General features: G+C 64.8%; 24 protein-coding genes. 8 read left to right on the top strand and 16 right to left on the bottom strand.

The window, feature by feature from the left end:
• Positions 1 to 65: 65 nt before the first annotated feature.
• The 3 genes from aspT to CAL15_RS04880 all read right to left on the bottom strand — a co-directional run bounded on the left by aspT (position 66) and on the right by CAL15_RS04880 (position 4,667).
• Positions 66 to 1,754, bottom strand: coding sequence for an aspartate-alanine antiporter (gene aspT / locus CAL15_RS04890; RefSeq protein WP_086077547.1), 1,689 nt, complete (start codon positions 1,752 to 1,754; stop codon positions 66 to 68).
• Positions 1,755 to 1,813: 59 nt separating this feature from the next.
• The gene (locus tag CAL15_RS04885) at positions 1,814 to 3,424 is read right to left on the bottom strand and encodes a bifunctional aspartate transaminase/aspartate 4-decarboxylase (protein WP_086077546.1); all 1,611 of its coding nucleotides are present in this window, start codon (positions 3,422 to 3,424) and stop codon (positions 1,814 to 1,816) included.
• Positions 3,425 to 3,731: 307 nt separating this feature from the next.
• Complete coding sequence (locus CAL15_RS04880; RefSeq protein WP_232468119.1) at positions 3,732 to 4,667, bottom strand: AraC family transcriptional regulator; 936 nt, start codon at positions 4,665 to 4,667, stop codon at positions 3,732 to 3,734.
• A gap of 98 nt (positions 4,668 to 4,765) precedes the next feature.
• Between CAL15_RS04880 and CAL15_RS04875 the strand changes: the two genes are divergently transcribed.
• Positions 4,766 to 5,617, top strand: a complete 852-nt coding sequence (locus CAL15_RS04875; protein ID WP_086077545.1) for an oxidoreductase — start codon at positions 4,766 to 4,768, stop codon at positions 5,615 to 5,617.
• Here the strand turns inward: CAL15_RS04875 and yghX are convergent.
• The 7 genes from yghX to CAL15_RS04840 all read right to left on the bottom strand — a co-directional run bounded on the left by yghX (position 5,610) and on the right by CAL15_RS04840 (position 14,094).
• Positions 5,610 to 6,497 carry a YghX family hydrolase gene (gene yghX, locus CAL15_RS04870; protein WP_086077544.1) on the bottom strand — a complete coding sequence of 296 codons (888 nt, stop codon included), beginning with the start codon at positions 6,495 to 6,497 and terminating at the stop codon, positions 5,610 to 5,612. The genes CAL15_RS04875 and yghX overlap by 8 nt on opposite strands.
• Before the next feature lie 100 nt (positions 6,498 to 6,597).
• Positions 6,598 to 7,215 (bottom strand): O-methyltransferase, encoded by a 618-nt coding sequence (locus tag CAL15_RS04865; RefSeq protein ID WP_086077543.1) that lies wholly within the window; start codon positions 7,213 to 7,215, stop codon positions 6,598 to 6,600.
• Positions 7,216 to 7,276: 61 nt separating this feature from the next.
• Positions 7,277 to 9,349, bottom strand: coding sequence for a TonB-dependent siderophore receptor (locus CAL15_RS04860; RefSeq protein WP_269768313.1), 2,073 nt, complete (start codon positions 9,347 to 9,349; stop codon positions 7,277 to 7,279).
• Positions 9,350 to 9,470: 121 nt separating this feature from the next.
• Positions 9,471 to 10,424 carry a helix-turn-helix transcriptional regulator gene (locus CAL15_RS04855; protein WP_086077541.1) on the bottom strand — a complete coding sequence of 318 codons (954 nt, stop codon included), beginning with the start codon at positions 10,422 to 10,424 and terminating at the stop codon, positions 9,471 to 9,473.
• 121 nt (positions 10,425 to 10,545) lie between these two features.
• Positions 10,546 to 11,010 (bottom strand): hypothetical protein, encoded by a 465-nt coding sequence (locus CAL15_RS04850; protein ID WP_086077540.1) that lies wholly within the window; start codon positions 11,008 to 11,010, stop codon positions 10,546 to 10,548.
• Positions 11,011 to 11,165: 155 nt separating this feature from the next.
• Positions 11,166 to 13,361: a glycogen debranching protein GlgX gene (gene glgX, locus CAL15_RS04845; protein ID WP_086077539.1), complete on the bottom strand. Its 2,196-nt coding sequence runs from the start codon at positions 13,359 to 13,361 to the stop codon at positions 11,166 to 11,168.
• 82 nt (positions 13,362 to 13,443) lie between these two features.
• Complete coding sequence (locus CAL15_RS04840) at positions 13,444 to 14,094, bottom strand: ParB/Srx family N-terminal domain-containing protein (protein WP_157666598.1); 651 nt, start codon at positions 14,092 to 14,094, stop codon at positions 13,444 to 13,446.
• Positions 14,095 to 14,240: 146 nt separating this feature from the next.
• Between CAL15_RS04840 and CAL15_RS04835 the strand changes: the two genes are divergently transcribed.
• Complete coding sequence (locus CAL15_RS04835; RefSeq protein WP_232468118.1) at positions 14,241 to 15,074, top strand: CHAD domain-containing protein; 834 nt, start codon at positions 14,241 to 14,243, stop codon at positions 15,072 to 15,074.
• Positions 15,075 to 15,168: 94 nt separating this feature from the next.
• Here CAL15_RS04835 and CAL15_RS04830 read toward each other — a convergent pair whose 3' ends face one another.
• Positions 15,169 to 16,074, bottom strand: coding sequence for an alpha/beta fold hydrolase (locus tag CAL15_RS04830; protein WP_086080931.1), 906 nt, complete (start codon positions 16,072 to 16,074; stop codon positions 15,169 to 15,171).
• Positions 16,075 to 16,214: 140 nt separating this feature from the next.
• Between CAL15_RS04830 and CAL15_RS04825 the strand changes: the two genes are divergently transcribed.
• A complete protein-coding gene (locus tag CAL15_RS04825) occupies positions 16,215 to 16,793 on the top strand; it encodes a CGNR zinc finger domain-containing protein (RefSeq protein ID WP_086077536.1) in 579 nt (192 codons plus the stop codon).
• Positions 16,794 to 17,007: 214 nt separating this feature from the next.
• Here the strand turns inward: CAL15_RS04825 and CAL15_RS04820 are convergent, their stop codons facing one another.
• Entirely contained in the window at positions 17,008 to 17,676 is a 669-nt protein-coding gene (locus CAL15_RS04820; RefSeq protein ID WP_086077535.1) for an isochorismatase family protein, read from the bottom strand.
• Here CAL15_RS04820 and CAL15_RS24755 point away from each other — a divergent pair.
• From CAL15_RS24755 to CAL15_RS04805, 4 genes are all read left to right on the top strand, one after another.
• The gene (locus CAL15_RS24755) at positions 17,675 to 17,806 is read left to right on the top strand and encodes a hypothetical protein (RefSeq protein WP_269768330.1); all 132 of its coding nucleotides are present in this window, start codon (positions 17,675 to 17,677) and stop codon (positions 17,804 to 17,806) included. The genes CAL15_RS04820 and CAL15_RS24755 overlap by 2 nt on opposite strands.
• Before the next feature lie 197 nt (positions 17,807 to 18,003).
• A complete protein-coding gene (locus tag CAL15_RS04815; protein WP_086077534.1) occupies positions 18,004 to 18,483 on the top strand; it encodes a carboxymuconolactone decarboxylase family protein in 480 nt (159 codons plus the stop codon).
• A gap of 9 nt (positions 18,484 to 18,492) precedes the next feature.
• On the top strand, positions 18,493 to 19,248 hold the full coding sequence (locus tag CAL15_RS04810; protein WP_086077533.1) for an SDR family oxidoreductase: 756 nt from the start codon (positions 18,493 to 18,495) through the stop codon (positions 19,246 to 19,248).
• Positions 19,249 to 19,268: 20 nt separating this feature from the next.
• Positions 19,269 to 19,763, top strand: a complete 495-nt coding sequence (locus CAL15_RS04805) for an Ohr family peroxiredoxin (RefSeq protein ID WP_086077532.1) — start codon at positions 19,269 to 19,271, stop codon at positions 19,761 to 19,763.
• A 3-nt stretch (positions 19,764 to 19,766) separates the two neighbouring features.
• On the opposite strand, the gene CAL15_RS04800 is transcribed toward CAL15_RS04805, so the two are convergent.
• From CAL15_RS04800 to CAL15_RS04785, 4 genes are all read right to left on the bottom strand, one after another.
• Positions 19,767 to 20,774, bottom strand: coding sequence for a LysR family transcriptional regulator (locus tag CAL15_RS04800; RefSeq protein WP_086077531.1), 1,008 nt, complete (start codon positions 20,772 to 20,774; stop codon positions 19,767 to 19,769).
• 160 nt (positions 20,775 to 20,934) lie between these two features.
• On the bottom strand, positions 20,935 to 21,378 hold the full coding sequence (locus CAL15_RS04795; RefSeq protein WP_086077530.1) for a cupin domain-containing protein: 444 nt from the start codon (positions 21,376 to 21,378) through the stop codon (positions 20,935 to 20,937).
• 119 nt (positions 21,379 to 21,497) lie between these two features.
• Complete coding sequence (locus CAL15_RS04790) at positions 21,498 to 22,376, bottom strand: RNA polymerase sigma-70 factor (protein WP_086077529.1); 879 nt, start codon at positions 22,374 to 22,376, stop codon at positions 21,498 to 21,500.
• 100 nt (positions 22,377 to 22,476) lie between these two features.
• Positions 22,477 to 23,478: a bestrophin family protein gene (locus CAL15_RS04785; protein ID WP_086077528.1), complete on the bottom strand. Its 1,002-nt coding sequence runs from the start codon at positions 23,476 to 23,478 to the stop codon at positions 22,477 to 22,479.
• Between the two features lie 259 nt (positions 23,479 to 23,737).
• Between CAL15_RS04785 and CAL15_RS04780 the strand changes: the two genes are divergently transcribed.
• Positions 23,738 to 24,700 (top strand): alpha/beta fold hydrolase, encoded by a 963-nt coding sequence (locus tag CAL15_RS04780; protein ID WP_086077527.1) that lies wholly within the window; start codon positions 23,738 to 23,740, stop codon positions 24,698 to 24,700.
• Positions 24,701 to 24,704 lie beyond the last annotated feature (4 nt).

The following is a 24,704-nucleotide window of genomic DNA, read 5'->3' as shown; positions in this document are numbered from 1 at the left end:
TATTCCCCTGCTTGCGGTGCTCGATATGGGATATTCAAGTTGCTGCGCCCGCAGGCACAGGTCGGCTAGGAGAGAATCATGATCACGAACATCCCCCAGATGGTCAGCAGCGTGTTGCCCACGGCGTACGTCACCGTGTAGCCAAGTCCGGGAACCTGGCTCTTTGCCGCCTCGCACACCATGCCCAACGCCGCGGTGGTCGTACGCGATCCCGCGCAGATGCCCAACAGCAATGCCGGGTGGAAGCGGAACACGTACTTGGCGATGAACATGCCGAGAATCAGCGGCAGGGCCGTCGCGAATATCCCCCACAGGAACAGGCTGATGCCCAGTTTCTGCAACCCCGCCACGAAGCCGGGCCCTGCGGATATGCCGACCACGGCAATGAACACATTCAGGCCCACCGAATTCATGAACCACAGCGCGGGCTCCGGTATTCTCCCGAAGGTTGGATGGACCGCACGGAACCAGCCGAACACGATGCCGGCGATGAGCGCGCCGCCCGCAGTGGAAACGGTCAGGGGAATGCCGCCGACCTCGAGCACGATGGCCCCGATCATGGCGCCAACCGTGATGGCGAGCGCCACGAATGCAACGTCGGTGACGTTCGTGGGTCGGTCCACGTAGCCCAGCTCCTTGGCGGCGGCGTTGATGTCCTGCGTGCGCCCGACCACCGTGATGACGTCGCCGCGATATAGCTGCGTCTTCGGCAGCACGGGTATCGGGGTCTCGGTAGGGCCCCGCCGTATCGCCTTCAGGAATACGCCGCGCGCGCCCGGCCAGCGTGCCAACTCTTCGAGCCGCTTGCCGTCCACCGTTTTGCTCGAAATGTAGATGTCGACGCCTTCCGTCTTGATATCCAGCAGTTCGGCGTCCTCGATCTCGCGCCCGCTCGGCCCCAGCCTGGCTATCAGCTGGTCGCGCTTGCCGCCGATGGCCACCGCGTCGCCCGCCTCGATGACAGTATTGCGGTCGGCGTCGATGATCTTGCCGTCGCGACGGATGCGCTCGACGAAGGCGCGCACGCCTTCCCGCGTGCCGGCCTCGATCTCCCCCACCGTCCTGCCGATGAAGGGGCTTTGCGGCGCCACGGAGTACGCGCGCAATTCGAAGTCGTGCCACTGGGGCGCGCCATCGGTGATGCGTCCCGCGCCCAGCATCTGCTCGTATTCCTTGCAGGCCGCGGGCAGATCGATGCGCAGCAACTTCGGACCGAGCTGCGCGAGGATGATCGCCGAGCCCACGGTGCCGAAGATGTACGTGACGGCGTAGGCGATGGGCATGCCGTTCAGCAGCGCCTGGGTCTCTTCGGGCGATCGTCCCAGGCGGTTGATGGCATCGGTTGCCAGCCCCATGGACGCCGATATGGTCTGCGAACCGGCGAACAGCCCCGCGGCCGATCCCAGGTCATAGCCCGCCAGCGTCGCGGCAAGGATCGCCGCCCCCAGCGACAGCAATGCCATGATCACCGCGAACAGGGCTTGCGGCAGGCCATCCTTGGCGATGCCGCGCACGAACTGCGGCCCGACGCCGTATCCCACCGCGAACAGGAACATCAGGAAGAAGACCGCCTTCACGTTCGCGGATATCTTCACGCCCAGAATCCCGATGACGATGGCCACCAGCAGGGTCGAGGTCACGGCCCCGAGACTGAACCCCTTGAAGCTCTTGCCGCCTATCCAGTAGCCGATGCCCAGCGCCAGGAAGATGGCGATCTCGGGATAAGCCTGAAGCGTAGAAACGAACCAGCTCATGGTCATCTCCTTGTCGTTGACCACGCAGAGGGGTATGCCGTCAGGGACTCACGGCGCTTCTAGCTCTTGGCGTCCTTGTCGTCCCCCATCTGCCGGTAGCGCTCCAGATACTCGTCGCGCAGCTTGCGCACGCATTGGCCGATCTTCACGTAGTCCTGCTCGTTCAGATTGGCCAGCGACACACGGCCGGAAGGATGGACCGTGCCGAAACCCTTGCCGGGCAGCAGCACCACGCCGGCCTCCTCCGCCAATCGGAACAACAGCTCGTGCGGCTTTATCGCGCCCAGCAGCCATTGGACGAACTCGGGCCCCGTCGCCCGGCTCATCTGCTCCACGTCGAGCAGCGTGTAGTAGTCGACCACGTTGTCGTCCACGGCCTCGGGCTCGGCGCCCATGCCGCGGTACAGCGCCGCCTTGCGTCCGCGGATCAACCGCTTCATGGCGCTCTTGTAGCTGCCGGCCGTGTCCATCAGCGAGAACAGCGAGAACAGAGCCATCTGGACCTGCTGCGGCGTGGACAGTCCCGCGGTGTGATTGAGCGCCACGGTCCGGCTGTCCGCGACAATGCGGTCGATGAAGGCCAATTTCTCCGGCTCGGTGGTGATCGACGAATAGCGCTTGTTCAGGCCCTCTCTTTCTTCCTCCGCAAGCTGCGCGATCTTTTCGTCGAAGATGTTCGACTTGTGGGCCGCGATCACCCCCAGGCGCCATCCCGTGGCGCCGAAGTACTTCGAATAGGAGTAGACCAGCAGCGTATTGCGCGGGCACATCGCGAACAGCGACACGAAGTTGTCGGCGAATGTGCCGTACACGTCGTCGGTCAGGATGATGAGGTCGGGCCGATCCTTGACGATGCCGGCCAGGTACTCGAGGCTCTTGTCGCTGACGCGCACCGACGGCGGATTGCTTGGGTTCACCAGGAAGAACGCCTTCACGTTGGGATCGCGCAGCTTGTCCAGTTCCTGGGTCGAGTACTGCCAGCCGGCCGCCGGGTCCGCATTGATGGACACCTCGGTCAGGCCGTATTCGGCCAGTTCCGGAATCTCGATATAGGGCGTGAAGATCGGCTTGCCCAACGCGATGGCATCGCCCGCCTTCAGCAAGTGATTGATCTTCATCGAGTTGAACAGGTACGTCATGGCCGCCGTGCCGCCTTCCACGGCGTACAGGTCGAAGTCGCCCACGAACGGATGGGTGCCGATCATTTCCTTGCGGACGTACTGCTTCACGATCTCTTCGGTCAGCTTCAGCATCCGGTCCGGCACGGGATAGCTGCAGGCGAGGATGCCCTGGCACATCTCATAGATGAAATCGCCGGCATCCAGCCCAAGCTGGTCCCGCACGAACGACACGGCGCTGGAAAGGAACTTCACGCCAGGCACGTCGCGGTGCACGCGTGCGAAAAGATCGAAACGTTCTTCGATGCCGGCACGGCGAGGGAACCCGCCCACCCCTTCGGCCAGATAGGAGAACGAGCGCTCGGATTCGATCATCGCGAACAGCCCGAGCTGCCAGAAACCATGGCGAGGAACCGTGGCCAGAAAATTCGGGTTGCCGCGCCCCGCGTTAAGCATCAATCTGTTGGTGACGCTGCCAGCCAGCTTGATCAGCTCGTCCTTGAGTTCGAACGGCGACAGGCTGCCGAGGTTCTCCGTGTTCCGTACGTTCATTGCACTTCTCCTTGGAGTAGAGGCAACGGCGCGTTGCCCCGCATGCCGGCCATCGGCCACATCTCGGGGCAAAGTGTTCGGGGACACGGTAAGGACCTTGGTGCGCGGCCCTGTACGGGTAGCCCCCCCCCGGATTACGACGTGCTCGTTGGTTCGCCGCAGCTTGTGCGCATGAATCTAGCGCCAGCCCGCCAGGCGCTCTATTGGCCCAAGTGCCTACCTGCACGTTTCTTCCATCCGAAGATGGTATGTGAACGACGGAACAGCGCAGGCGCCGCCATGCGGCTTCGATATCGCGGCGCGCCTATTAGTGCGAAGACACATAGTCCCCATCCGGCTGAGGCGGCAGCGCGAAGCTGCGCTTCATGCGTTCCACCTCCGCCTGCGGCGGCAGCCCGAACAGGCGCTTGAACTCGCGGCTGAACTGCGATGGGCTCTCGTAACCCACGGCCGCCGACGCGGCCGCCGCTGTCATGCCGTGCCGCAGCATCAGCAATCGCCCCTGGTGCAGTCGGGTGGACTTCAGATACTGCATGGGCGAGGCGTGCGTCACGTCCCGGAAGTGCTTGTGGAACGCCGCGTGGCCCAGCCCCGCCTCGCGCGCGAGCATTGCCACCGTCAGCGGGCGATGGTGGTCGCGATGGATGCGCTGGATCGCACGCCCGATCTGGCCGAAGCGGCCATGCGCGGCCAGCGCGGCACGCAGCGTATCCCCCTGCACGCCATTGAGCACGCGGAAATAGATCTCGCGCAGGATGCCCGGACCGAGCACCTCGGCATCCAGTGGATTACCCATGGAGCGAAGCAAGCGCAAGACGGCATCGGCAAGGCCGTCGTCCATCGGAGAGGACACCAGGCCCACCGGCCGCGCCGATTCGACCCGCGGCTTGTGCGCGGCGATCAGCATGGCCACTTCGGCGGCAAGCTGCATGTCCAGCCTCAGGTAGATGGCCAGCAGCGGACGCTTGGCGCTGGCCTCGGTCTGCATGGTGAAAGGCACGGGCACGGCCACCGCCAGCACTTGCTGTTCGTCGTAGACGAACTCCTGCTCGCCCAGCCAGCCGCGTTTGCGGCCCTGGCACACGATGACGATGCCGGGTTCGTAAAGCACGGGCGTGACGCCCAGCGGTCGGTTGCTGCGCAGCCAGCGCACCCCCGGCAACGGACTGAGCGTATAGCCCTCATCACGGGCCAGCCGCGAGAGCAGCGCGGCCATTTCGACTTGGCGATTGGCGATCATCATGGTGTAGGAATAGGCAATGCTGCCGTAGCTTAGGCCATTTCCGCGGACGTGGGCGCCACGTAGCATCGTCCCTGATGCATACCAAGGAGCCCATGCACATGAACCAGCACGAAACAAAGACCTTCTTCATCACCGGCGTCAGCAGCGGCTTCGGCCGCGCCCTGGCGCAGGCCGCTCTGGGCGCCGGCCATCGCGTCATCGGAACGGTGCGCAATGCCGAGGCGGCGGCCGCCTTCGAAGCGCTGCGCCCCGGGCTTTCCTTCGCGCGGCAGCTGGACGTGACCGACCACGCCGCGGCGCAGCGCGTGGCCGACGAAGTGGAACAGGCAATCGGCCCGGTCGACGTCGTGGTCAACAACGCCGGCTACGGGCACGAAGGCATCCTGGAGGAAAGCCCGCTGGACGAGCTGCGCCGGCAGTTCGACGTGAACGTATTCGGGGCGGTGGCCGTCATGAAGGCCTTCTTGCCCTACCTGCGGGCCCGGCGCAGCGGACGCATCTTCAACATCACCTCGATGGGCGGCTTCATCACCATGCCCGGCATCGCGTACTACTGCGGCAGCAAGTTCGCGCTCGAAGGCATCTCGGAGGCCCTAGGCAAAGAGGTGGCCGCGTTGGGCATAGACGTGACGGCCGTGGCGCCCGGCTCGTTCCGCACCGACTGGGCGGGACGATCGATGGCGCGCACGCCCCGCAGCATCGCCGACTACGATGCCGTGTTCGATCCGGTGCGGGCGCGCCGTCAAGCGGTAAGCGGCAGGCAACTGGGCGATCCGGCCAAGGCGGCCCAGGTCATGTTGCGCGTTGCCACCGCCGCCGAACGGCCGCCCACGCACCTGCTATTGGGCAGCGATGCCCTGCAGCTGGTACGCGACAAGCTCACCGCCATGCAGACGCGGCTGGATGAGTGGGAGCAAGTAACCCGTTCGACCGACGCGCCGGTCAGCTGAGAAAACGCTCGAACCAGGCCAGCGTCCGGTCCCAGGCCAGCCTGGCCGCGGCCTCGTCATAGCGTGGCGTCGTGTCGTTGTGGAACCCGTGGTTCGTGCCCGGATATACATGCGCTTCGTAGGTCTTGCCGGCCGACTTCAGCGCGGCCTCGTAGGCCGGCCATGTCGCATTCACATTCGGATCGGTCTCGGCGAAGTGCAGCAGCAGCGGCGCCTGGACGCGCGCCGCGTCCTCCGGCTTGGGCTGGCGCCCATAGAACGGCACCGCCGCGGCCAGCTCGGGATAGGCCACCGCCGCCGCGTTGGCCACGCCTCCGCCATAGCAGAAGCCGACGATGCCGACCTTGTCGGTGGTCCGCTCGCTGGCGCTCAGGTACTCCAGTGCGGCGAAGAAGTCGTTCATCAATTTGGCGGCATCGACCTGTTGCTGCAGCGCCCGGCCTTTGTCCTCGTCGCCGGGATAGCCGCCCACCGAACTGAGGCCGTCGGGCGCCAGCGCGACGTAGCCGGCCTTGGCCAGGCGCCGCGCCACATCCTCGATGTACGGATTCAGGCCCCGGTTCTCGTGTACCACCACGATGCCCGGCGCCGCCTCTTGCGCCTGGGCCGGGCGCGCCATGTACCCGCGCACCTCGCCGTGGCCGTTGGGCGAGGGGTAGACGATGTACTCGGCCACGATGTCCGTATCGGTGGGCGCCACCTGCTGCGCGAGCGCATAGTCCGGACTGAGCGAGGCGAGGATGGCCGACGCCGTCAGGCCGCCGACGGCGTACTTCGCCGCGCGGTCCAGGAAATCGCGACGGCTCAGTCGACCATGCACATAGCCGTCGTACAACTCCAGCAACTCGGGGTGAAAATCCTTCGCGGTAAGTCGAGCCATGTGGTCCTCCACTGGCGGTTGTGCGCTGGCGCCGATGCGCCAGCCGGGTGCGAAGCCCGCGACATCGACCGGGCCTCATCGAGGCTGACGGCCCTGCAGTTCAGCCCGGTTCATAACGGCTGATCTCGATGCCGCTGCCCACGGGCAGCAGCACACTGGTCATTCCCGGCAGGGCGCGGATCGCGCGGGCATAGGCGCGCACGCCTTCGCTTTCGGGCCGGATCATGTTGTCGGCCACGATGATGGCCCCCGGATTCAACCTGGGATAGAAGACCTCGAGGCAAGGCACGTACAGGTCCTTCCACAGGTCGACGAACACGAAATCCACCTTGCCCGGCAGCTCGCCTATCATCCGCACCGCGTCGCCGACTTTGAAATCGATGAACTCGGACAGCCCGGCCTTGGCGGCCATCTGCTGCGCATGGGCCGACTTGTAGCCGTGCATCTCCATGGTGATGAGCCGGCCCCCGCTGGCGCGCGCCGCCTCGGCCAGCCAAATGCCCGAGTAGCCGAAGGACGTGCCCAGCTCGAGGATGGTGGGCGCCTGCAGGCTCTTGACCAGGATGTTCATCAGCTGGCCGGTTTCGGGGCCGATGGCGCGCATGCGCTGGTCGTGCCCCCCGTCGCGCCCTCCGGGCGGCTCCACCTTGGGCGCATCGCGCTCTTCACGCATGCGTGCGTGATACAGCTCCATCACTTCGACTATGCGGGTATCCATGCGAGCGTCCTCCGTCGATACCCGTTCGATGATAGTTCGTTATGCGGCGCCTGGCGACGAACTAGAACTTATAGTTGACGTTGAGCATGACGTTACGCTCGGCGCCGTAGTAGCAGAACTCCAGCGAGTTGCACGCGGCCACGTATTTCTTGTCCATCACGTTCTGCACGTTCAGGCGCGTGCTCAGGCCGGGGATGCCCAGTTCTCCCAGGTCGTAGCCCACCGCAAGATCCACCAGGGTGTACGACGGCAAGGTGTGGGTGTTCGCGCGGTCGGATTGAATGCCGTCCGCATAGCGCACGCCCAGCGCGGTGGTCAGGCCTCGCAGGCGGCCCATGTGGCGATAGCTGACCCAGGCGCTGGCCATGTGCTTGGGTGCGTACACCGCACGGTTGCCCTGATTGCCGTCGTCGCTCCTGCTGTAGCGGATGTCGTTGTAGCTGTAGCTCGCCAGCAGGCTCAGCCGATCCGTCAGCCACGCATGGGCCTCCAGCTCGAACCCCTTGGACTCGATCTCGCCCACGGCGCGATACGGATCGGTGGGCTGGTTCTTGGTGGCCACGTTCTTTTGGGTGATGTGATACACCGCGGCCGAGTAGCTGCTGCGGGTGCCGGGCCGCTGGTACTTCACCCCCGCCTCCACCTGTTCGCCCTCCATGGGCTGCAGCAGATTGCCATCGGCATCCAGGAAGTTGGTGGGCGTGAACGCCGTCGAGTAGCTTGCATAAGGCGCGAAGCCGCTGTCGAACAGATAGAGCAGGCCCGCGCGGCTGCTGAACTGCGAATCGTCGATCTCGCTGGCGATGCCGCTGTCCTTGTTGACGCTGCGGATGTCGATACGGTCGTAGCGGCCGCCCAGCGACAGCCGCCAGCGGTTCCAGGCCATCAGGTCCTGCACGTAGACGCCCGTCTGCTTCAGCTTGTGATTCTCGCGCGTGGGCGGGTACATGGCGGTCGGCCCGGCGCCATACACCGGGTCGAAGGCATCGATGTTCGGGAAGGCGCCCGACGGCCAGCTGACGTCGTTCTCGCGCCACTGGTAGTCCACGCCGGTCAGCAGCGTGTGCCCCACCGTGCCCGTATCGAAGCGGAACTCCAGCTGGTTGTCCACGGTGAAGGCCGACAGGTCCTCGTCGCTGCCCGAGTAGTAGCGCACCAGCTCGGTGGGCGACACCCAGCCGAAGCCATAGACCTGGTCCAGCTTCACGTCCGATTCGAGGTACTGCAGGTTCTGGCGGAAACTGACCGTGTCGTTGAAATGGTGGCTCAGCGCATAGCCCACCATGTCCTCGTCGCGCCGGTATTTTTCGTAGTCCTTCTCGCCGCTGAAGAAGCCGCGCGACAGCTTGCGGCCGTTGTAGTCCACCACGGTGCCTTCGTACGGCAGGCCCGAGTGATAACCGCCTTCCGGGTCGCGATGCAGGTAGGCCATGGCCTCCAGCGTGGTGCTGGGACCGATCTTCCATGTCAGCGAAGGCATCAGCGCATAGCGCTCTTCCTCGACCTGGTCGACCTGGCTGTCGGCGCGGCGCACCTTGCCGCTCAGGCGCAGGGCCAGGCTGTCGCTGACAGGCTGGTTGAAGTCGAACGCCGCATAGGCCTGGTCGTTGTTGCCGAAGCCCGCCTCCACTTCGCGGCTGGCGCTGAAACCGGCCTTGCGCGTCTGCATAGCCACGATGCCGCCCGGCGACGACTGCCCATACAGCACCGACGCCGGGCCGCGGATCACTTCGATGTTATCCAGGAACCACGGGTCCACCACCAGCGAACTGTGCGAGTTAGTGTCGCCCAATAGCCGCAGGCCGTTCAGATAGGTATTGCCCAGGCTGCCGTCGGAGAAGCCGCGCAGCACCAGGTAGTCGAAGCGGTTAGAAGCGCCGGTCTGATTGTTGAACACGCCGGCGGTATAGCCCGTGGCCTGCTGCACGGTCATCGCGCCCTGTTCCTGCATCTGCTCGCGGCCGATCACCGTGACCGACTGCGGAGTCTCGACGATGGGGGTCAGCGATTTGGTCGCGCCCTGTTGAGCGGTGACCGAAATGGCTTGCAGCGTCTGGGCCGAGTCCATGGCGTCGGACTGGGCCTGCGCCTGCGCCAGGGCGCCGAAATGCGCCGCCACGAGCGTGACGGCCATGGCTGTGGGATGCTTCCGGAACATTGTCGCGGCCTTTGAACTTAAAAACCAGAATTATTCTCATTTAACTTTATAAAGAGATATTCTGCCTGACAAGTTCCGTATGAGGGCTGACAAATGTTCAGGCCACGCTGCGCGGCGCCTCCCCGTAGCGCTTGCGAAATGCCGTGGCGAAGTTCGTGGCGTGGCGATAGCCGCTGAGATGCGCGGCCTGTTGCACCGAGTGGCCCTGCAGCAGGTACTGCCGCGCCAGGGCAAGGCGGCGATCGCGCAGATAGTCGAAGACCGGCGCGCCCACCAGCTGGCGGAACTTGCTGCGGAAACTGCTGGTGCTCATGGCGGCCTGGCTGGCCAGCTGGTCCAGCGAATAATTCAGGTGGGGCGCGCGGTCCAGTTGCTGGCGCACCATCTCGAGCCGGCCACGCTCGCCCGGCGACAGGGCCGGCGCCTTGGCCGCGGCGCCCTCGCCCAGGCCATGCGCCAGCAACTGCAAGGCCAGCCCTTCCATCAGCAGGCGCCGCTGCAGCAGGCTCATGGATCCGTGATGCCGGACCTGCTGCAGCGATTGATACAGGGCGGGCGGCACGTTCCACAGGCGCGGCCGGCCGGCCTCGCGCCCGGGCCAGTCCGCCAGCATCCCCGGCAGCGAGTCGGGATCGGCGCCGGCCGGCGTGTCCAGCGCCAGGATCACGGTTTCCAGCTGCTGTCGATGTGGATGCATGGCGTGCAGCACGCTGTGTGCGCCCAGGCTGGCGGTCAGCGCGACGCCGGGGCGCAGCTCATAGTCCCGTCCCGCGAGATTCAGCCGCAGCTGGCCCTGCAGCACCACCAGCAGAAACAGCGCCGTGTCGCGCGTGGACAGCGACTCGTACGGCTGCAGCACCTCCAGGCACGAATGCGTGAGGTTCAGCGAGGACGGCAGCACCAGCTCGTCCACCGTGCCGCGCAGCACGGCGCGGCTGGACGACGAGCCCAGCTGAGGGAAGTGGTAGTCGATGCCGAAACGATCGCCGAAGCCGAGCAGATCGCTGGTGGACAGCTGCCGTACCGGTGACCGGGGGTCGAGGGAGCTCATCGAAGCGATTCAGTGTGACGCGCGGAGTGCCCGCGATTATCACTAGATCGGCGCCGCGCAGGCAAGCCGGTCCGGGCGGACGCCGTCCCTGGCGCCCGCGCCGAACCCGAACCATGCCCGGCTATTGCGCCGAGCCTTTGCCGGTCGCCGGGCCGCGCGAGCCCACCCCGTCGGCGAAGCGCAGGCGCCGATAGTGGCCGCGCGCCTGCGCGGCCAGGCCGCCGAAATTGGCCACCGTGTTCCGGAAATAAGCGAAGTCCGTGCCCGGCAGCTCGCCGACGTACCGATAGAGCAGCGTGCCGTCGTCCGGGTTCACCGCGAAGGCGCCCGTTGCCAATGCGGGCCGGGCATTCAGCGCCAGCACGCCTATCAACAGCTCGCGCGTGACCTCGGCGCCCAGGCTGTCGATTCGCGCCACCAGCACGAAGGTCTCGCCGCCGCCGGGCAGATGGACGAGATGGAACGGATCGGGAAAACTGGGAGACCACAGCGCGGCTATGCCCCACTCGTTCAGGCCGGGGCCGTCCTGCCCCGCCGACAGCTGGCGCACCCAGTCGTTCAGCAGGGCGCGGTAGTCTTGGTTCATCCAGGCTCCCCGGTCGTAGGCCGCGACGGTCGCGGCCGGTGCTCTCCGCTTCGCTTCCATCGCATCAGTAACGCGCCGACGGGGAAGGTTCCGAGCGGGCAGGAGGGCGGGATGCCGCCGCCCTGCTCCACCCGGCGAGCCGTCCTGTATACCGGTCAAGTACGCGCGGTCTCGCCCTCCTCGTCCGTCAAGGCATCCGCCAGCTTGTCGATCACGCGCTGTGTCGTGCCCTTGGCCTGCAGCGAGAACAGCAGCAGCGACCGCCCGGTGACCGTATACACGTCGCCGGATGCGAATTCGGGCAATTCCGTTCGAATCGGCGCATTGGTGTCGATCAGGCAGGTCCAGCGGTCGGGCCCGGGGATCTCGGGCAAGGTGAACTCGATGGCATCGTGATACGCGTTGAAGACGAGCAGCAGCGTCGCATCCGAGGCGGGACGGCGTATGCCGCTGACGCGGGCGCGTCCATCGATGACCAGTCCAAAGCACCGCATGGCGGTATCCGCCCATTGTTCGGGCGTCAGGTCCTGGCCTGCCGGACTCAGCCATCTGACGTCGGACACGCCGGTGCTTTCGTCGAAATCCCCGGTCAGGAAACGGCCGCGACGCAGTACCGGCAGCGTCTGGCGCAGCGTGATGAGTTTGCGCACGAACTCCGTCAGGGCCTGCCCGTCCTCTCCGACGTTCCAGTCCACCCAGCTGATTTCGTTGTCCTGGCAGTAGGCATTGTTGTTGCCCTGCTGGGTGCGCCCGAATTCGTCGCCCGCGACAATCATGGGCGTGCCCTGCGAGAACAGCAGCGTGGCCAGCATGTTCCGTTTCTGGCGCTCGCGCAGCTCGCGCACGCCTTCGTCGTCGGTGGGCCCCTCGACTCCGCAGTTCCACGACTGGTTATCCGAATGGCCATCGCGATTGCCCTCGCCGTTGGCCTCGTTGTGCTTGTCGTTGTACGACACCAGGTCGTGCAGCGTGAAACCGTCGTGCGCGGTCAGGAAGTTGACGCTGGCCCAGGGACGTCGGCCGCGGTGGTTGAAATCCTCGCCCGAGGCAGTGATGCGAGCCGCCAGGGCCGCGGCCTTGCCGTCGTCGCCCTTCCAGAAGCTGCGCGTGGTGTCCCGGTATCTGTCATTCCATTCGGCCCAGCCCGGCGGGAAATTGCCCACCTGGTAGCCGCCCGGCCCGCAGTCCCACGGCTCGGCAATGAGCTTGACGCTCGACAGGATGGGGTCCTGTTGGCAAGCCTTGAGAAAACCGCTGTTGTAGTCGAAGCCATCCGGTTCGCGCGCCAGCACCGTGGCCAGGTCGAAGCGGAAGCCGTCGACGTTCATCTCGGTCACCCAGTAGCGCAGGCTGTCCGTGACCATCTGCAGCACGCGCGGATGCGACAGGTTCAGCGTGTTGCCCGTGCCCGTGTCGTTGATGTAGTAGCGCCGCTGGTCGGGCAGCAGCCGGTAGTACGAGGCATTGTCGATGCCGCGGAACGACAGCGTGGGACCGAGCTCGCTGCCCTCGGCCGTATGGTTGTAGACCACGTCCAGGATGACCTCGAGATCGGCTTCGTGGAAGCGATCGATCATCTGCTTCAACTCGGTGATGGCGCCGGGCTGCCGCGAAAAATAACGCGGGTCCGGCGCGAAGAAGCCGATAGTGTTGTAGCCCCAGTAATTGGTCAGGCCCTGGTCCAGCAGATGGCTGTCGTTCACGAACGCGTGGATGGGCAGCAGCTCCACGGACGTGACGCCCAGGCTCTTGATATGGTCGATCACCGCGTCCTGCGCCAGGCCGGCGAAGCTGCCGCGCAGCGCTTCCGGCACGGCCGGATGCCGCTTCGTGTACCCGCGCACGTGCGTCTCGTAGAAGATGGTGCGTTCCCAGGGCACCCGCACCTTGGTGGCATGGGTCCAGGTGAACTCCTGGTCGACCACGCGGCACTTCGGCATGAAGGGCGCGCTGTCGCGCTCATCGAACGTGAGGTCGCCCTGCTCGTCGCCCATCACATAACCGAACACCGCGGGGTCCCACTTCAGTTCCCCGACGTACGACTTGGCATAAGGGTCGAGCAGCAGTTTGTTCGGATTGAAGCGATGCCCGTTCTCGGGATCGTACGGACCGTACACCCGGTACCCATACACCGCGCCTGCCTTCAGGCCGTCGACGTGAACGTGCCAGATCTCATCGGTGAACTCGGGCAAGGTGATGCACTGGATCTGTTTCTCGCCCGCTTCATCGAACAGGCACAAGTCGACCCGGGTGGCATTGGCGGAGAACAATGCAAAATTTACGCCGTCTCCTGTCAGGGTCGCGCCCAGGGGAAACGGCGAACCTTCAGTGATTCGTGGCTGGTTGGGCATGGGAATGGAAGTCCGAAGTGAACACGCCGAAACGCGGCGCGGGCGTCACTACAGCAAGATCCGTTCCCGGGCCGCGCCGGCGCTATGAGGCCCCGGCGCCGGGCTCCTCCTTGTAACCCGGCAGGTCCCTGGCCTCCGGTGACCGGGCCGCCGCGAAGGCTTCAGCCAGCATGAGAGCGAACCCGTCCACGGTCGGCGGCCGCCTGGGCACCCGCTGCCTGAGAAAGTCGGCCCACGCGAACTTCGCATTGAACTCTCCCAGATTCTCGAAGACCCCCGCCATCCGGACGAAAGCCGCGACGCTTTGGTAGACATCGTCAGGCATCGCCTCGATCGACCCAGGCAGTTCGGAAACCGGATACTCGCGGCCGTCCGGATCGAACGGATGGAACCAGCCGCGCTCGGTCATTTTCTGCATGAATTGAGTTTCGTCCAGGCCGCTGTAGTCTTCGGCGACGGTCACCGGCGCCTCGGGCATGCCCAGGTCGAACCAAGTACGCGCCCAATGATGGTGGTCGATCACATGCAACGCGGCCGAAGGTCCTCGAACGACTTTGATGGCTTGCTCTTCGATGAAAGCGCGCCGTTCATCCGGCGCCAACGCGAGATACTTTGCCGTCTTGGCTTGTACCTGCACGTAGCCGATCGCGCCCTGCGTAGGCCGCAGGCTGGTCCATTGCACCCAGAATGTCGACGCATCGCCCCCCGCAGGGCGTGTTTTTCTGTCATCCATGACCATCTCCGCGAATGAGCCGCTGGCGGACGCCGGCAAGCACGCGTCAGACGTAGCAAGCTTCGGGCCCGGCAAGCCTGTCCGGGGTCGTCGGGTACGGGCCGTGCTGCCACTGCCGGCGACACCCGTACTGGAGGAATGAAGCGATGGACAATTCCAACCGTATGCCAGACCGGCTCGACCGCAAGGCATACGCCGAGGCGAACTTCGCGATCTTTGCCGATCCCCTCATCAATGAGGCCATCGAACAGGCGTCCGCGCTCGCGCATGACGCGGATGCCGGGAAGCTCCATAAGCTGCGCGTGGCGCTGCGCCGCCTGCGCACCCTGCTATGGGCGTATCGGCCGATACTGGACGAGCAATTCGACGACGAGCAGCGGCAGCTGCTCAAGTCCCTCGCTTCTGCAGCCGGCGACACGCGCGCCTGGGACATACTGATCGGCCTGCTGGAAACGACAGGCGACCGAGACCTCCTGAACGCGTTGCAAGCCAATCGCGACAAGACGGCGGAGCAAAGCGCCGCCACCCTGCGCGAGTCGCATCTGGACGAGGCGCTGCGCGAATCGGTATACGCAGCCGCCCAGCAGTTGAGCGCCTCGCCTGCCCGGACGCCGATGCGCAGATTCGCGCAACGGCGCGTACAGGCAGCACAGAAGCAGCTGCACAAGCGCATGCGCCGCGCCTCGAAGGCCGGCCGCTCCGACTACGACGCCTATCACGATGTGCGCAAAGCCGGGAAAAAGCTGCGCTACCTCATCGAGTTCTTCGAACCGCTGCTGAAGAAGAAGCAGCGCAAAGGCCTCAAAGACTTGAAGCGCCTGCAGAAGCGCTACGGGGCTTTGAACGACGTGGTGGCAAGCCGCGATCTGCTGGCAACGCACCGCCAGGCGCTTCCGCAGAACGTGGATCCGACGCCAGCCTTGTCCGAGCTGAAGCGTGAACAGAAGCGCCGGATCAAGGCTGCGGCCAGACTGCTCTAGCGCGCTTGACCGCCAGCATACTTGCAGCCCGTGGGCGTGCCGGTAGAGTGAAATCGTTGCGGCACGCCGCCAGGGCCTCCACGCCGCCCCAACGTCACTTCAGGTTTTCGTCCAGAAACGCGCGGATCACCGGCACGATTTCCCTGCCGTGCGTTTCCAGGGCGAAATGCCCGGTGTCGTAGAAGCGGACATCGGCGTGAGGGATGTCCCGCTTCCATGCCTCGGCGCCGGCCGGCAGGAAGAACGGGTCGTTCCTGCCCCAGACCGCGAGCAGCGGCGGCCGATGCTCACGGAAGTACGCCTGGAACTCGGGATACTTCTGGACGTTGGACGCGTAGTTCAGCAGCAGGTCGAGCTGTATGTCGGCCATGCCCGGCCGCGAGATCTGCATGCCCTCCAGCGTGTACCCGTCCGGCGCCACGGCAGTGGCGTCCTTCACTCCCTCGAAGTACTGCCACTTGATCGACTCCGGAGTCGGAAAGTCGCTCAAGGCCTTGCGATTCTCCTCGCTGGGGTCCTGCCAGTACTTCCTGATGGGATCCCAGCCCTTGGCCAGGCCCTCTTCATACGCATTGCCGTTCTGCGAAATGATGGCCGTGATGCGCGAAGGATCCGCCGAGGCCAGGCGCCACCCCACCGGAGCGCCGTAGTCGTGCACCGCGATCGCGTAGCGGTCGAGCTTGAGCTGCCTGGTGAACTGGTCGATCGTCTTCGTGATGTTGGCGAAGGAATATTCGTATTGGTCCCGCGCGGGCGACTCGGTGAATCCGAATGCCGGCAGGTCGGGCGCGACCACGTGATAGCGATCGGCAAGCGCCGGAATCAGATCGCGCCACATGTACGAGGACGCCGCGAAGCCGTGCAGCAACAGGACCGTCGGGGCCGACGGGCTTCCCGCCTCGCGATAGAAGACCTTCACATTGCCGACCTGCTCGTAGCGGTAATGGACCTGCAGGTTTGCGGACTGGGAGGCATCGGCCGCCTGTGCGGCGCCGGACATCAAAGCCGCGGCGACACCGGCGGCGGCAAGCGATTTGGAGGAAGTCATGGGCCTTGTTCCTAATAACCATTAAATATGGAATTTGCAGGTTACGCCTGATCAGAGTAACCTGTCAACATTCAATTAACGGTTACTTTGAGATGTCTTCCAGTCCGGGCGGTTCTCCCCTGTTCGTCGCGAACAATCTCGCGCTCGACTTCATCAACACCGAATATGGCGTTGGCCATCGGCATTGCGACTGCTTCGAAGGCGACGGCAGCGTGGCGGAATGGCTGAAACTCGCCGGCGTGCTGCCCGCGAACTTCGCCGAAGTGCCGGCCGGGCTGGCCGCGTTGGCGCGAGAGCTTCGTGAGAATGCCCGGGCCGTCGTGTTGGCGGCAAAGACGGGAAGCCCTGCGGATGCCGCGGTGATCAACCGCGTGTTGGAGTCAGGTCGCCCAAGAAAAGAACTCGTATGGGATCCGGCGCAGAAGACGTTCAGAGTCGTGGAGCACAGACGCGACGCGGATGCCGCCAGCCTGCTCGAACCGGTTGCCCGCGCGCTTGCAAGCCTGCTGGCGGATGTGGATCTGCAACTGGTGCGAGAGTGCGAAGCCCATGATTGCACCTTGTTCTTCCACGACCAGACCAAGTCGCACCGGCGCCGCTGGTGCAGCATGGCCACCTGCGGGAACAGGATGAAAGCCGCCGCACATCGCGCCAGAAAGAGTGTCGACTGATCTTCGGCACGTCATCATCGCCGAAGGTGGGCGGCGCGGCGTTTGTGTTTCGCCCAGGCCCTGAACGTAAACGCCCGACTGCGCCAGCCAGGCGTCCAAGCCGGCACCTCCAAAGCTGAAGATCGGGCCTGACCATCCATGTGCCAGGCCCAATGCAGTCGGCATCCGGCGCATGGCTGAAGGCCATCACCGGACGCGGATCGGCGCCGAACTTCTACTTGTACTTATCCAGCTTGGTCTCGGGGCCGTCTTTCACCACAGCCTGGGCCTTACCGAAACTCTCGATCAAGCACTTGTACTCCGGAGACACGTGCTCGGCGAGGATTTCGGCAAAGCGGGATCCTTCCGGACGATTCCACGTGCGCATCAATTCCGCGACGATCGCGAACGTATCAGTCGGGATGGCGCCGGCCTGGGCGACGCGCGCGATGGTCGCGTCAGTGGCCAACTTGCTCCAGTTTCCGGAAGCATCCACAACGCAGTACACCTTGTAGCCTGCCTGGATTGCGCTGACTGCCGGAAATGCCATGCACACGCTGGTCAACGTACCCGCGATGATGAGTGTCTTTCGCCCGGTCTTCTCGATCGCTTCCACGAATGGCGGATTGTCCCAGGCATTGATTTGTCCGGTCCGGGGCACGTACACGGCGTGCGGCGCGTACTGGTGCACTTCCGGAATCAACGGGCCGTTGGGCCCGTCAGGCACGGATGCGGTAGTGATGACGGGGATGTTCAACAGCGTGGCCGTCTTGGCAATGGCTGTGACGTAATTGCGAAGATCGGGAATCGGCAGGTCCCGTACCGTATTGAAGAGGCCGCTCTGGTGGTCGATAAGCAGGATCACCGAATCGTCGGCATCCAGCATTCCATTGGTTGAAGCCATGTTTCTCACCTCTCTGTGGATCGACCCGGAGCACCTTCATCCCGGCGACGAGGGGGCCCGCGTCAAGAGCAAGATAGTTCGTGCTCGTCTGTATCGCAAGCACGTGGAGATACTGGCAGCTTCGCCGTGACGGCCCGGTAGCCTCACGGCGCGGCTGCCACGACGGCGAACTGGGGAACATTGTTGCCCCCAAGGCAACACCGTGATCCCCTTCTCATGCCTTCTGCGATCCCCCGCGCCGACCTACGATTTGGGCGTTGTCTGGCCCCGCGTGATGCCTGGCGTCACACCAGCGGGAACACACCTCTCCCCTTCGAAGGAATCACCATGAGTCAACGTCTGAACGCCTACGGGCAATCGCCCGAGCTTTTCAAGAAATTCGTCGAGTTCAGCATGCTGCTGAAATCGAGCGCGATCGAACAGTCGATCCTGGACCTGGTCGAGATCCGCGCCTCCCAGATCAACGGCTGCGGCTTCTGCCTCGATATGCACGTGAAGCAGGCCAAGATCCACGGCGAACGCGAGTTGCGCCTTCACCACTTGGCCATCTGGCGCGAGTCCGCCGAATTCTCGCCGCGCGAGCGCGCGTGCCTGGCCTGGACCGAAGCGCTGACGACGCTCGGCGCACATGGCGTGTCCGACGAGATCTACGAGCGCGTGCGCACCCAGCTCTCGGAAAAGGAGATCTCGGATCTGAGCTTCGCCGTGATGGCGATCAACGCATGGAACCGCCTCAACGTGGGCTTCCGGACGGAGCCCGGGTCGGCCGACAAGGCATACGGCCTGGACAAGGCCAAGTTCAACTGAGGAACGATCATGAAGATCCTCGTTATCGGCGGCACGGGGCTGATCGGCTCCAAACTCGTGAAACTGCTCGTCGAGCGTGGCCACGACGCCGCCGCCGGCTCTCCGGCGACCGGCGTGAATACGATCACGGGCGAAGGGCTGGACGCCGCCCTGGCGGGCGTGGACACGGTGGTGGACGTGGCGAACTCGCCCTCCTTCGAAGACAAGGCGGTCCTCGAGTTCTTCCAGACATCCGGCCGCAACCTGCTCGCGGCCGAAAGGCGCGCAGGCGTGCGCCATCATGTCGCCCTGTCGGTCGTGGGTACGCACCGCCTGGCCGAAAGCGGCTACTTCCGCGGCAAGATCGCGCAGGAGGCGCTGATCGAGGCGGGCGGCATTCCATACACCATCGTGCACAGCACCCAGTTCTTCGAGTTCCTGGGCGGCATCGTGCAGTCGGGCACGGTGGGCGACGAGATCCGCCTCTCGCCGGCCTATGTGCAGCCTATCGCTTCCGATGACGTGGCATTGGCCATGGCCGACGCGACGCTCGGCAAGCCCGTCAATGGCACGATAGAAATCGCGGGACCCGAGCGTGTTCGCCTGGCCGAGCTGGTAGAGCGCTACATGCGTAAAATCGGCGACGCACGCACCGTCCGTGCGGACGCGGCCGCACGCTATTTTGGCGCGCTGCTTCAGGACGACACGCTGGTGCCCGGACCCACTCCGCGCCTGGGCACGATCGACTTCGAAACGTGGTTCAGCCGCGCAGGTGCGCGAAACTAAAAGCGGCAACAAGGTGCCCCATGAGCCAACCGCAGCGGCCTCCCCAGTCCATCCTCGACAAGTATCGGGGCGATGATTTCCACCCGCTCTACACCACCAGCGTCACGGTGCGCGGCGGGGAGGCTGCGCATGGCCGCGCCTCAGGCATCGCCATGTCGGACGACGGGGAGCTGCATGCCGCGCTGCGTCTGCCCGTTGAGCTGGGTGGCTCGGGCGGCGGCACCAACCCCGAGCAGCTCTTTGCGGCAGGCTATGCGGCCTGCTTTCATGGGGCGCTGGTCTTGCTGGCCGAGCGCGCCGGCGTCGCGGCCACCGATGCCGCGGTGACCGCGACGGTCTCGTTCGGCCGAGACCCGGTCGACGGCCTGTTCGCGCTCACGGCCGAGATCAACATCCACCTTCCGGGCGTCGACAAGGCCCTGGCCGAAGAACTGGTCCGCAACACCGAACGCCTGTGCCCGTACTCCAAGATGGCGCAAGGCGGCATCCACAGCGTCGTGTCATTGACACTATAGGTTTCAAGCGCGCTTCTTGGCGAGCACGCTCTCGAAACTCTGCAGGTCGAGGGCGCGGATGTGTTCCGTCATGTAGTCGATGAACACGCGCATGCGCGCGGGCAGATGCTGGCGGCTCAAAAAGCACAGATAGTGTCCGCGATCATCGGGCGCGTGCTGAGGCAGGCAGGCAAGCAGGGTGCCGTCGCGCAGATGCTCGCACACTTGATAGCCGGCCATCTGCGCGATGCCCTGCCCGTCGAGCACGGCTTGCAGCACCAGGTCGGCGTCGTTGAACGACAGCATGGCCGGCGGCGCAAACTTGCGCAATTGACCGCCGACCTTGAACTCCCACTCGTAGATGCGGCCGGACGCCAGGCGAAAGTTCACGCAATGATGGCCCGGCAGCTCGTCCACGGTGGCCGGCAGACCGTGCCTGGCCGCGTAGGCAGGGGACGCGCACAGCATCATCTGCATAGGAATCACTTTCTTCGCGATCACCTGGCTGTCCTCCATGCGGCCATTGCGGAACGACACATCGACGCGGTCGGTGGTGAAATCGGTGGGCCCATCGTCCAGCAGAAGATCGACCGCAACATTGGGATGCGCCTCGCGGAAGCCCCGCAATAACGGCGCCACGACCTTGCGTCCGAAACCCACGGTCGAACACACCCGCAATTGGCCGGCAGGCGGCCCTTCGCGCAGGTCTCGCATGTTGTCGAGGGCCTGCACGATGCGCTCCACGCCGGGATGGCACTGCTCGTAGAACCGTTTGCCTTCGGCCGTCAGCGACGTGCTGCGCGTGGTGCGCACGAAAAGCCGGGTGCCTAGTTGGTCTTCGAGCTTCTGCACACTACGGCTCACTGCGGATCGGCCGATGCCCAGGCGATCGCCCGCCTTGGCAAAGTTGCCTTCGGCTGCAACGGCGATGAACGCCATCACACCGGCGTAGCTGGTGGCGAAACTGTCGGCCAGAGAATCCGGCCCTTGAGAGGCGGACGTGGCCGGGGAGGCGGGAGAGGGTGTCGTCATGGTGGCGGCGCCGCGAGTTGGTTGATCCTACCCGCTAAGACGCGCCGGCGGTCCACTTTGTGACATCCGCCTCGAAAAAAATGCCCTTTCCCCGGAGATGGAGCGGGCCGTACTGGCGGCGGCGGGCGAAAAAAAGCCCAGCCGCCACGGCATTCCGACCCTATTTGATCGGAATCAGCGCGGGCGCGCCCTGCTTTTTGATCAGCACGGCCAGGAACCTGGCCGGTTCGGTCTGGCTGGCATTGCGCCCGACAAGGTGCACGTCATCCGGGCCCTCGTAAAAGGTCTGGCCCGGCGTCAGCGTGACTTCCTTGCCGCCCTCGACCTGCATGACGATGCTTCCCTGCAGCACATACACGAAAGCCGAGGCGTCGTGGCGGTGGACCGGATCCGCGCCGCCGGGCGGGTAGTCGACGACGATCATTTCCCCTTCCTTGCCGGGGACGTCGGCCAGCGCCTGCGTCATCAGGGCGGTAACGACGGGATCGGGCGCTTTGCCCACCGAAGCGGCGTGATGAGGCGAGGCGGCATGGGCGCCGAGACTCGTTCCGAGCAACATCGCGGCCGCGACAAACGGCAGACCGTACTTTCTGGCTTTCGACATGAGCTGTCCTTGGTGGTGGAATGACAAGCCCATGGTAGAAATGCCGCCCGCCCCGCGGTAGATCCGCGCAAGGGACCATCATGTTGCCCGACGCGCAACAAACCGGACAGGCGCGGCGCTCAGCCCCGTCCCAGCGCCGCCGCGATGCCGGCCAGCTTGTCGGGATTGCGCTGCACGAGCACCCGCGTCAGGCGCTCGCCGTCGGTGTCATACGACTGCACCGACTCGAGCTCGCCATCGACGAAGCGCAGCAAGGTCCATTGGCCATTCACCTGTACGACTTCGGTATGCAGCGCTTCGCGGAAACGGCGCTTTCCCGCATAGAACAGCTGCGCCAGGCGCTTGCCGCCCACCAGGCTCGCAAAGCTGCTGACCTTGCCCCCACCGTCGCCGATAAGCTCGGCGTCGTCGCTCAACAGCGCATGCAATCCGTGGAAGTCGCTGCGCTGCATCGCCTCGGAAAACGCCAGCAGCAGACGCCGCAACGTCGCCCTGGGCACGGCCTCGCGCGGCTCGCCGCGGCGCAACTGCTGCCTGGCGCGGCTTACCAGCTGCCGCACGGCCGCCTCACTCTTGTCCAGCGTCTGCGCGATGTCTTCGTAGTCTGCGTCGAATACATCCCGCATCAGAAATGCCGCCCGGGCCTCGGGCGACAGGCGCTCCAGCATGAACAGGAACGCTATCGACACGTCGTCGGCCTGCTCGTGGATCTGTTCTGGCGTGGCAGGCGCTTCCATCAGCATGGGCTCGGGCAGCCATACCCCCACATACCGCTCGCGTTCGGCCTTGGCCGCGCGCAGCCGGTCTATCGCCAGACGGGTAGTCACGCGCACCAACCAGGCTTCCGGGTTGTCCACTGCCGCACGGTCGGCGTCATGCCAGCGCAACCATGCATCCTGCACCACGTCTTCGGCCTCGGCCACCGCGCCCAGCATGCGATACGCGATGCCGTAAAGGCGAGGACGGTGACAGTCGAAGAGATGGACGGAGTCTTCCATGGGGGACGGGCCAGCACCTGTCGGAGGGAGGAGGCGAAGGGCCAGCTATTTTGCCGCAGCGCTCGGGGGACAACAAGCCGCAATCCCCTAAGCAAGGGGACTACAGCACGATGGCGCCAGAGGATAGCGCCGGCAGGTCCGCGTGTCCCTGCATCTGCCGGAGATCGCGCTCGATCAGCGTACTCAGCCGGCTGATGGGAACATCGTTGGCGCTACCTTCGAACGGGTTTTCCGTTCCCTCCCCGACCTGCTCGAGCGACGTGTAGATCCACGAGATGATCACGCTGAAGGGCACCGTCAGCCAGACCATATGGCCGTGCATGGACCCTGTGAATTGCTGGCTGATCAGGTCGAATTGGGAGGCCAGGCCGAAGGGCAGCACGACACAGAACGAGCGCACGAACAGCGTATTGATGATGGCGTACTGGCGCGGGTACGGAAAGTTCTTGATGCGTTCCGCCTGCGCCTGCAGATCGAGCAGCTCGCGAATCCGGTTGTTGAACTCGGCGTACTCGGCCGTCGTGATCAGGCCCGCATCCAACAGTTGCCTGACCGCAATACCTTGTGCCGCCAGCAGTTGCGCAGCCTTGCCATCGGCGGGCAGCAGAGCATCCACTGCCTGTGACGGCAGATAACGGCGCAACGCCACTGCAAGCGGCTCGCACTGCTCTGGAATCACATAACGCCGCCGATACTCCGCATTGGCGCGCTTGTTCACGGTCTCCCAGGGCCGCGGTTCGCGCAGCTGGTAGCGCAGCGCCGTCAGCCAGGCCAGGTGACGCTTGATCAACGCGTCGGTCTGCGCAACATCACCGAGATAGGCATGGCTGATCACACCCCAGTAGCGGCTGACGCCGACGATGCTCATCCAGATCTTCTGGGCCTCGAGCGTGCGCGCGTACGTGTGCGCATTCTTGAATCCGACCACGAACGTCGTGGCAGTGCCCAATAGCGTAACCACCGACAGCGGCAAGGTCAGCCATCGGATGCCGGCCACTTCGTAGAGCAGCACGGGCAGCAGGCCGAGGATCAAGAGGCCGTAGATATTCCTGCGGCTCCAGACGACGAACTCGCACAGCCGATAAGACTTTCCCATATGCATGACACCGCTCCTTCGCCGTCACGCGGCGTTGGAACCCATGCTAGAGAGCGGTCATGCCAGACGGTAGGCGCAGCTTGGGACGCATGGTGTTGCCCGCATGACAACAATCCGCTGGGCCGGACCGCCTGTCACTGCGCGCGGAGCGCTGCAGAAAGCATTGGTGCGCGCCGCACAACAGCGTGCTTCCTGCTGCATGCCTACCACCTCCCCTTGCCCTTACCTACGATTCGGTCACCCCACCTCCGACACAGGAATTCCCATGAGCGACGCTCACAACTCCGCACGGCGCAGTCTTCTCGCCGGTAGTGCAGTCCTCGCAGCCGGCGCCCTTGCCGGCTGCGCCCACGCATCCCCGCAGCGCAAACCCACCACGCAACGGAGCTCCACCATGACGAGCAATACCATCACGACGCAAGACGGCACGCAGATCTACTTCAAGGACTGGGGTGAAGGCCCCGTCGTCACGTTCTCGCACGGCTGGCCGCTGAACGCGGACGCCTGGGACGGGCAGATGCATTTCCTAGCCAGCCACGGCTTCCGTGTGATCGCCCACGATCGCCGTGGCCATGGCCGCTCGTCGCAGCCCTCGTCAGGCAACGACATGAACGGCTACGCCGACGACCTCGCGCAGCTGATCGAGGCCCTCGACCTGAAGCAGATCACGATGGTGGGTCACTCCACCGGCGGCGGCGAAGTGGCGCGCTATATCGGCCGCCATGGCAATACGCGCGTCGCGCGCGCCGTGCTCATCGGCGCCGTGCCGCCCGTCATGCTGAAGTCGACCGCCAACCCCGAGGGTCTGCCGATCGAAGTGTTCGACGGCATCCGCGCCGGCGTGGCCGGTGACCGCTCGCAGTTCTACAAAGACCTGGCCGTGCCGTTCTATGGCGCGAACCGCCCCGGCGCCAAGGTGTCGCAAGGCCTGCTGGATCAGTTCTGGCTGTGGAGCATGCAGAGCGGCCAGAAGAATGCCTACGAATGCATCAAGGCCTTTTCCGAGACGGACTTCACCGAAGACCTGAAAAAGATCACCGTGCCCACGCTATTCATGCATGGCGAAGACGACCAGATCGTGCCCGTGCACGACTCGGCCAGGAAGGCGGCGAGGCTCGTGAAGAACGCCCGCGAGATCTATTACCCCGGCGCGTCCCACGGTCTCACGGCGACCCTGCAGGACCGCATCAACAACGACCTGCTGGCCTTCATCCGCGCTTCGGCCTGAGGCC

This window comes from Bordetella genomosp. 13, from assembly GCF_002119665.1.
GTDB lineage: Bacteria > Pseudomonadota > Gammaproteobacteria > Burkholderiales > Burkholderiaceae_B > Bordetella.
This window is presented reverse-complemented; position numbering and strand designations above follow the sequence as displayed.

Excerpts from the sequence above, each read along its gene's own strand:
- aspT (WP_086077547.1), bottom strand. The coding sequence starts at position 1,754 with ATGAGCTGGTTCGTTTCTACGCTTCAGGCTTATCCCGAGATCGCCATC.
- CAL15_RS04885 (WP_086077546.1), bottom strand. The coding sequence starts at position 3,424 with ATGAACGTACGGAACACGGAGAACCTCGGCAGCCTGTCGCCGTTCGAA.
- CAL15_RS04880 (WP_232468119.1), bottom strand. The coding sequence starts at position 4,667 with ATGATGATCGCCAATCGCCAAGTCGAAATGGCCGCGCTGCTCTCGCGG.
- CAL15_RS04875 (WP_086077545.1), top strand. The coding sequence starts at position 4,766 with ATGAACCAGCACGAAACAAAGACCTTCTTCATCACCGGCGTCAGCAGC.
- yghX (WP_086077544.1), bottom strand. The coding sequence starts at position 6,497 with ATGGCTCGACTTACCGCGAAGGATTTTCACCCCGAGTTGCTGGAGTTG.
- CAL15_RS04865 (WP_086077543.1), bottom strand. The coding sequence starts at position 7,215 with ATGGATACCCGCATAGTCGAAGTGATGGAGCTGTATCACGCACGCATG.
- CAL15_RS04860 (WP_269768313.1), bottom strand. The coding sequence starts at position 9,349 with ATGGCCGTCACGCTCGTGGCGGCGCATTTCGGCGCCCTGGCGCAGGCG.
- CAL15_RS04855 (WP_086077541.1), bottom strand. The coding sequence starts at position 10,424 with ATGAGCTCCCTCGACCCCCGGTCACCGGTACGGCAGCTGTCCACCAGC.
- CAL15_RS04850 (WP_086077540.1), bottom strand. The coding sequence starts at position 11,010 with ATGAACCAAGACTACCGCGCCCTGCTGAACGACTGGGTGCGCCAGCTG.
- glgX (WP_086077539.1), bottom strand. The coding sequence starts at position 13,361 with ATGCCCAACCAGCCACGAATCACTGAAGGTTCGCCGTTTCCCCTGGGC.
- CAL15_RS04840 (WP_157666598.1), bottom strand. The coding sequence starts at position 14,094 with ATGGATGACAGAAAAACACGCCCTGCGGGGGGCGATGCGTCGACATTC.
- CAL15_RS04835 (WP_232468118.1), top strand. The coding sequence starts at position 14,241 with ATGGACAATTCCAACCGTATGCCAGACCGGCTCGACCGCAAGGCATAC.
- CAL15_RS04830 (WP_086080931.1), bottom strand. The coding sequence starts at position 16,074 with ATGTCCGGCGCCGCACAGGCGGCCGATGCCTCCCAGTCCGCAAACCTG.
- CAL15_RS04825 (WP_086077536.1), top strand. The coding sequence starts at position 16,215 with ATGTCTTCCAGTCCGGGCGGTTCTCCCCTGTTCGTCGCGAACAATCTC.
- CAL15_RS24755 (WP_269768330.1), top strand. The coding sequence starts at position 17,675 with ATGTTTCTCACCTCTCTGTGGATCGACCCGGAGCACCTTCATCCCGGC.
- CAL15_RS04820 (WP_086077535.1), bottom strand. The coding sequence starts at position 17,676 with ATGGCTTCAACCAATGGAATGCTGGATGCCGACGATTCGGTGATCCTG.
- CAL15_RS04815 (WP_086077534.1), top strand. The coding sequence starts at position 18,004 with ATGAGTCAACGTCTGAACGCCTACGGGCAATCGCCCGAGCTTTTCAAG.
- CAL15_RS04810 (WP_086077533.1), top strand. The coding sequence starts at position 18,493 with ATGAAGATCCTCGTTATCGGCGGCACGGGGCTGATCGGCTCCAAACTC.
- CAL15_RS04805 (WP_086077532.1), top strand. The coding sequence starts at position 19,269 with ATGAGCCAACCGCAGCGGCCTCCCCAGTCCATCCTCGACAAGTATCGG.
- CAL15_RS04800 (WP_086077531.1), bottom strand. The coding sequence starts at position 20,774 with ATGACGACACCCTCTCCCGCCTCCCCGGCCACGTCCGCCTCTCAAGGG.
- CAL15_RS04795 (WP_086077530.1), bottom strand. The coding sequence starts at position 21,378 with ATGTCGAAAGCCAGAAAGTACGGTCTGCCGTTTGTCGCGGCCGCGATG.
- CAL15_RS04790 (WP_086077529.1), bottom strand. The coding sequence starts at position 22,376 with ATGGAAGACTCCGTCCATCTCTTCGACTGTCACCGTCCTCGCCTTTAC.
- CAL15_RS04785 (WP_086077528.1), bottom strand. The coding sequence starts at position 23,478 with ATGCATATGGGAAAGTCTTATCGGCTGTGCGAGTTCGTCGTCTGGAGC.
- CAL15_RS04780 (WP_086077527.1), top strand. The coding sequence starts at position 23,738 with ATGAGCGACGCTCACAACTCCGCACGGCGCAGTCTTCTCGCCGGTAGT.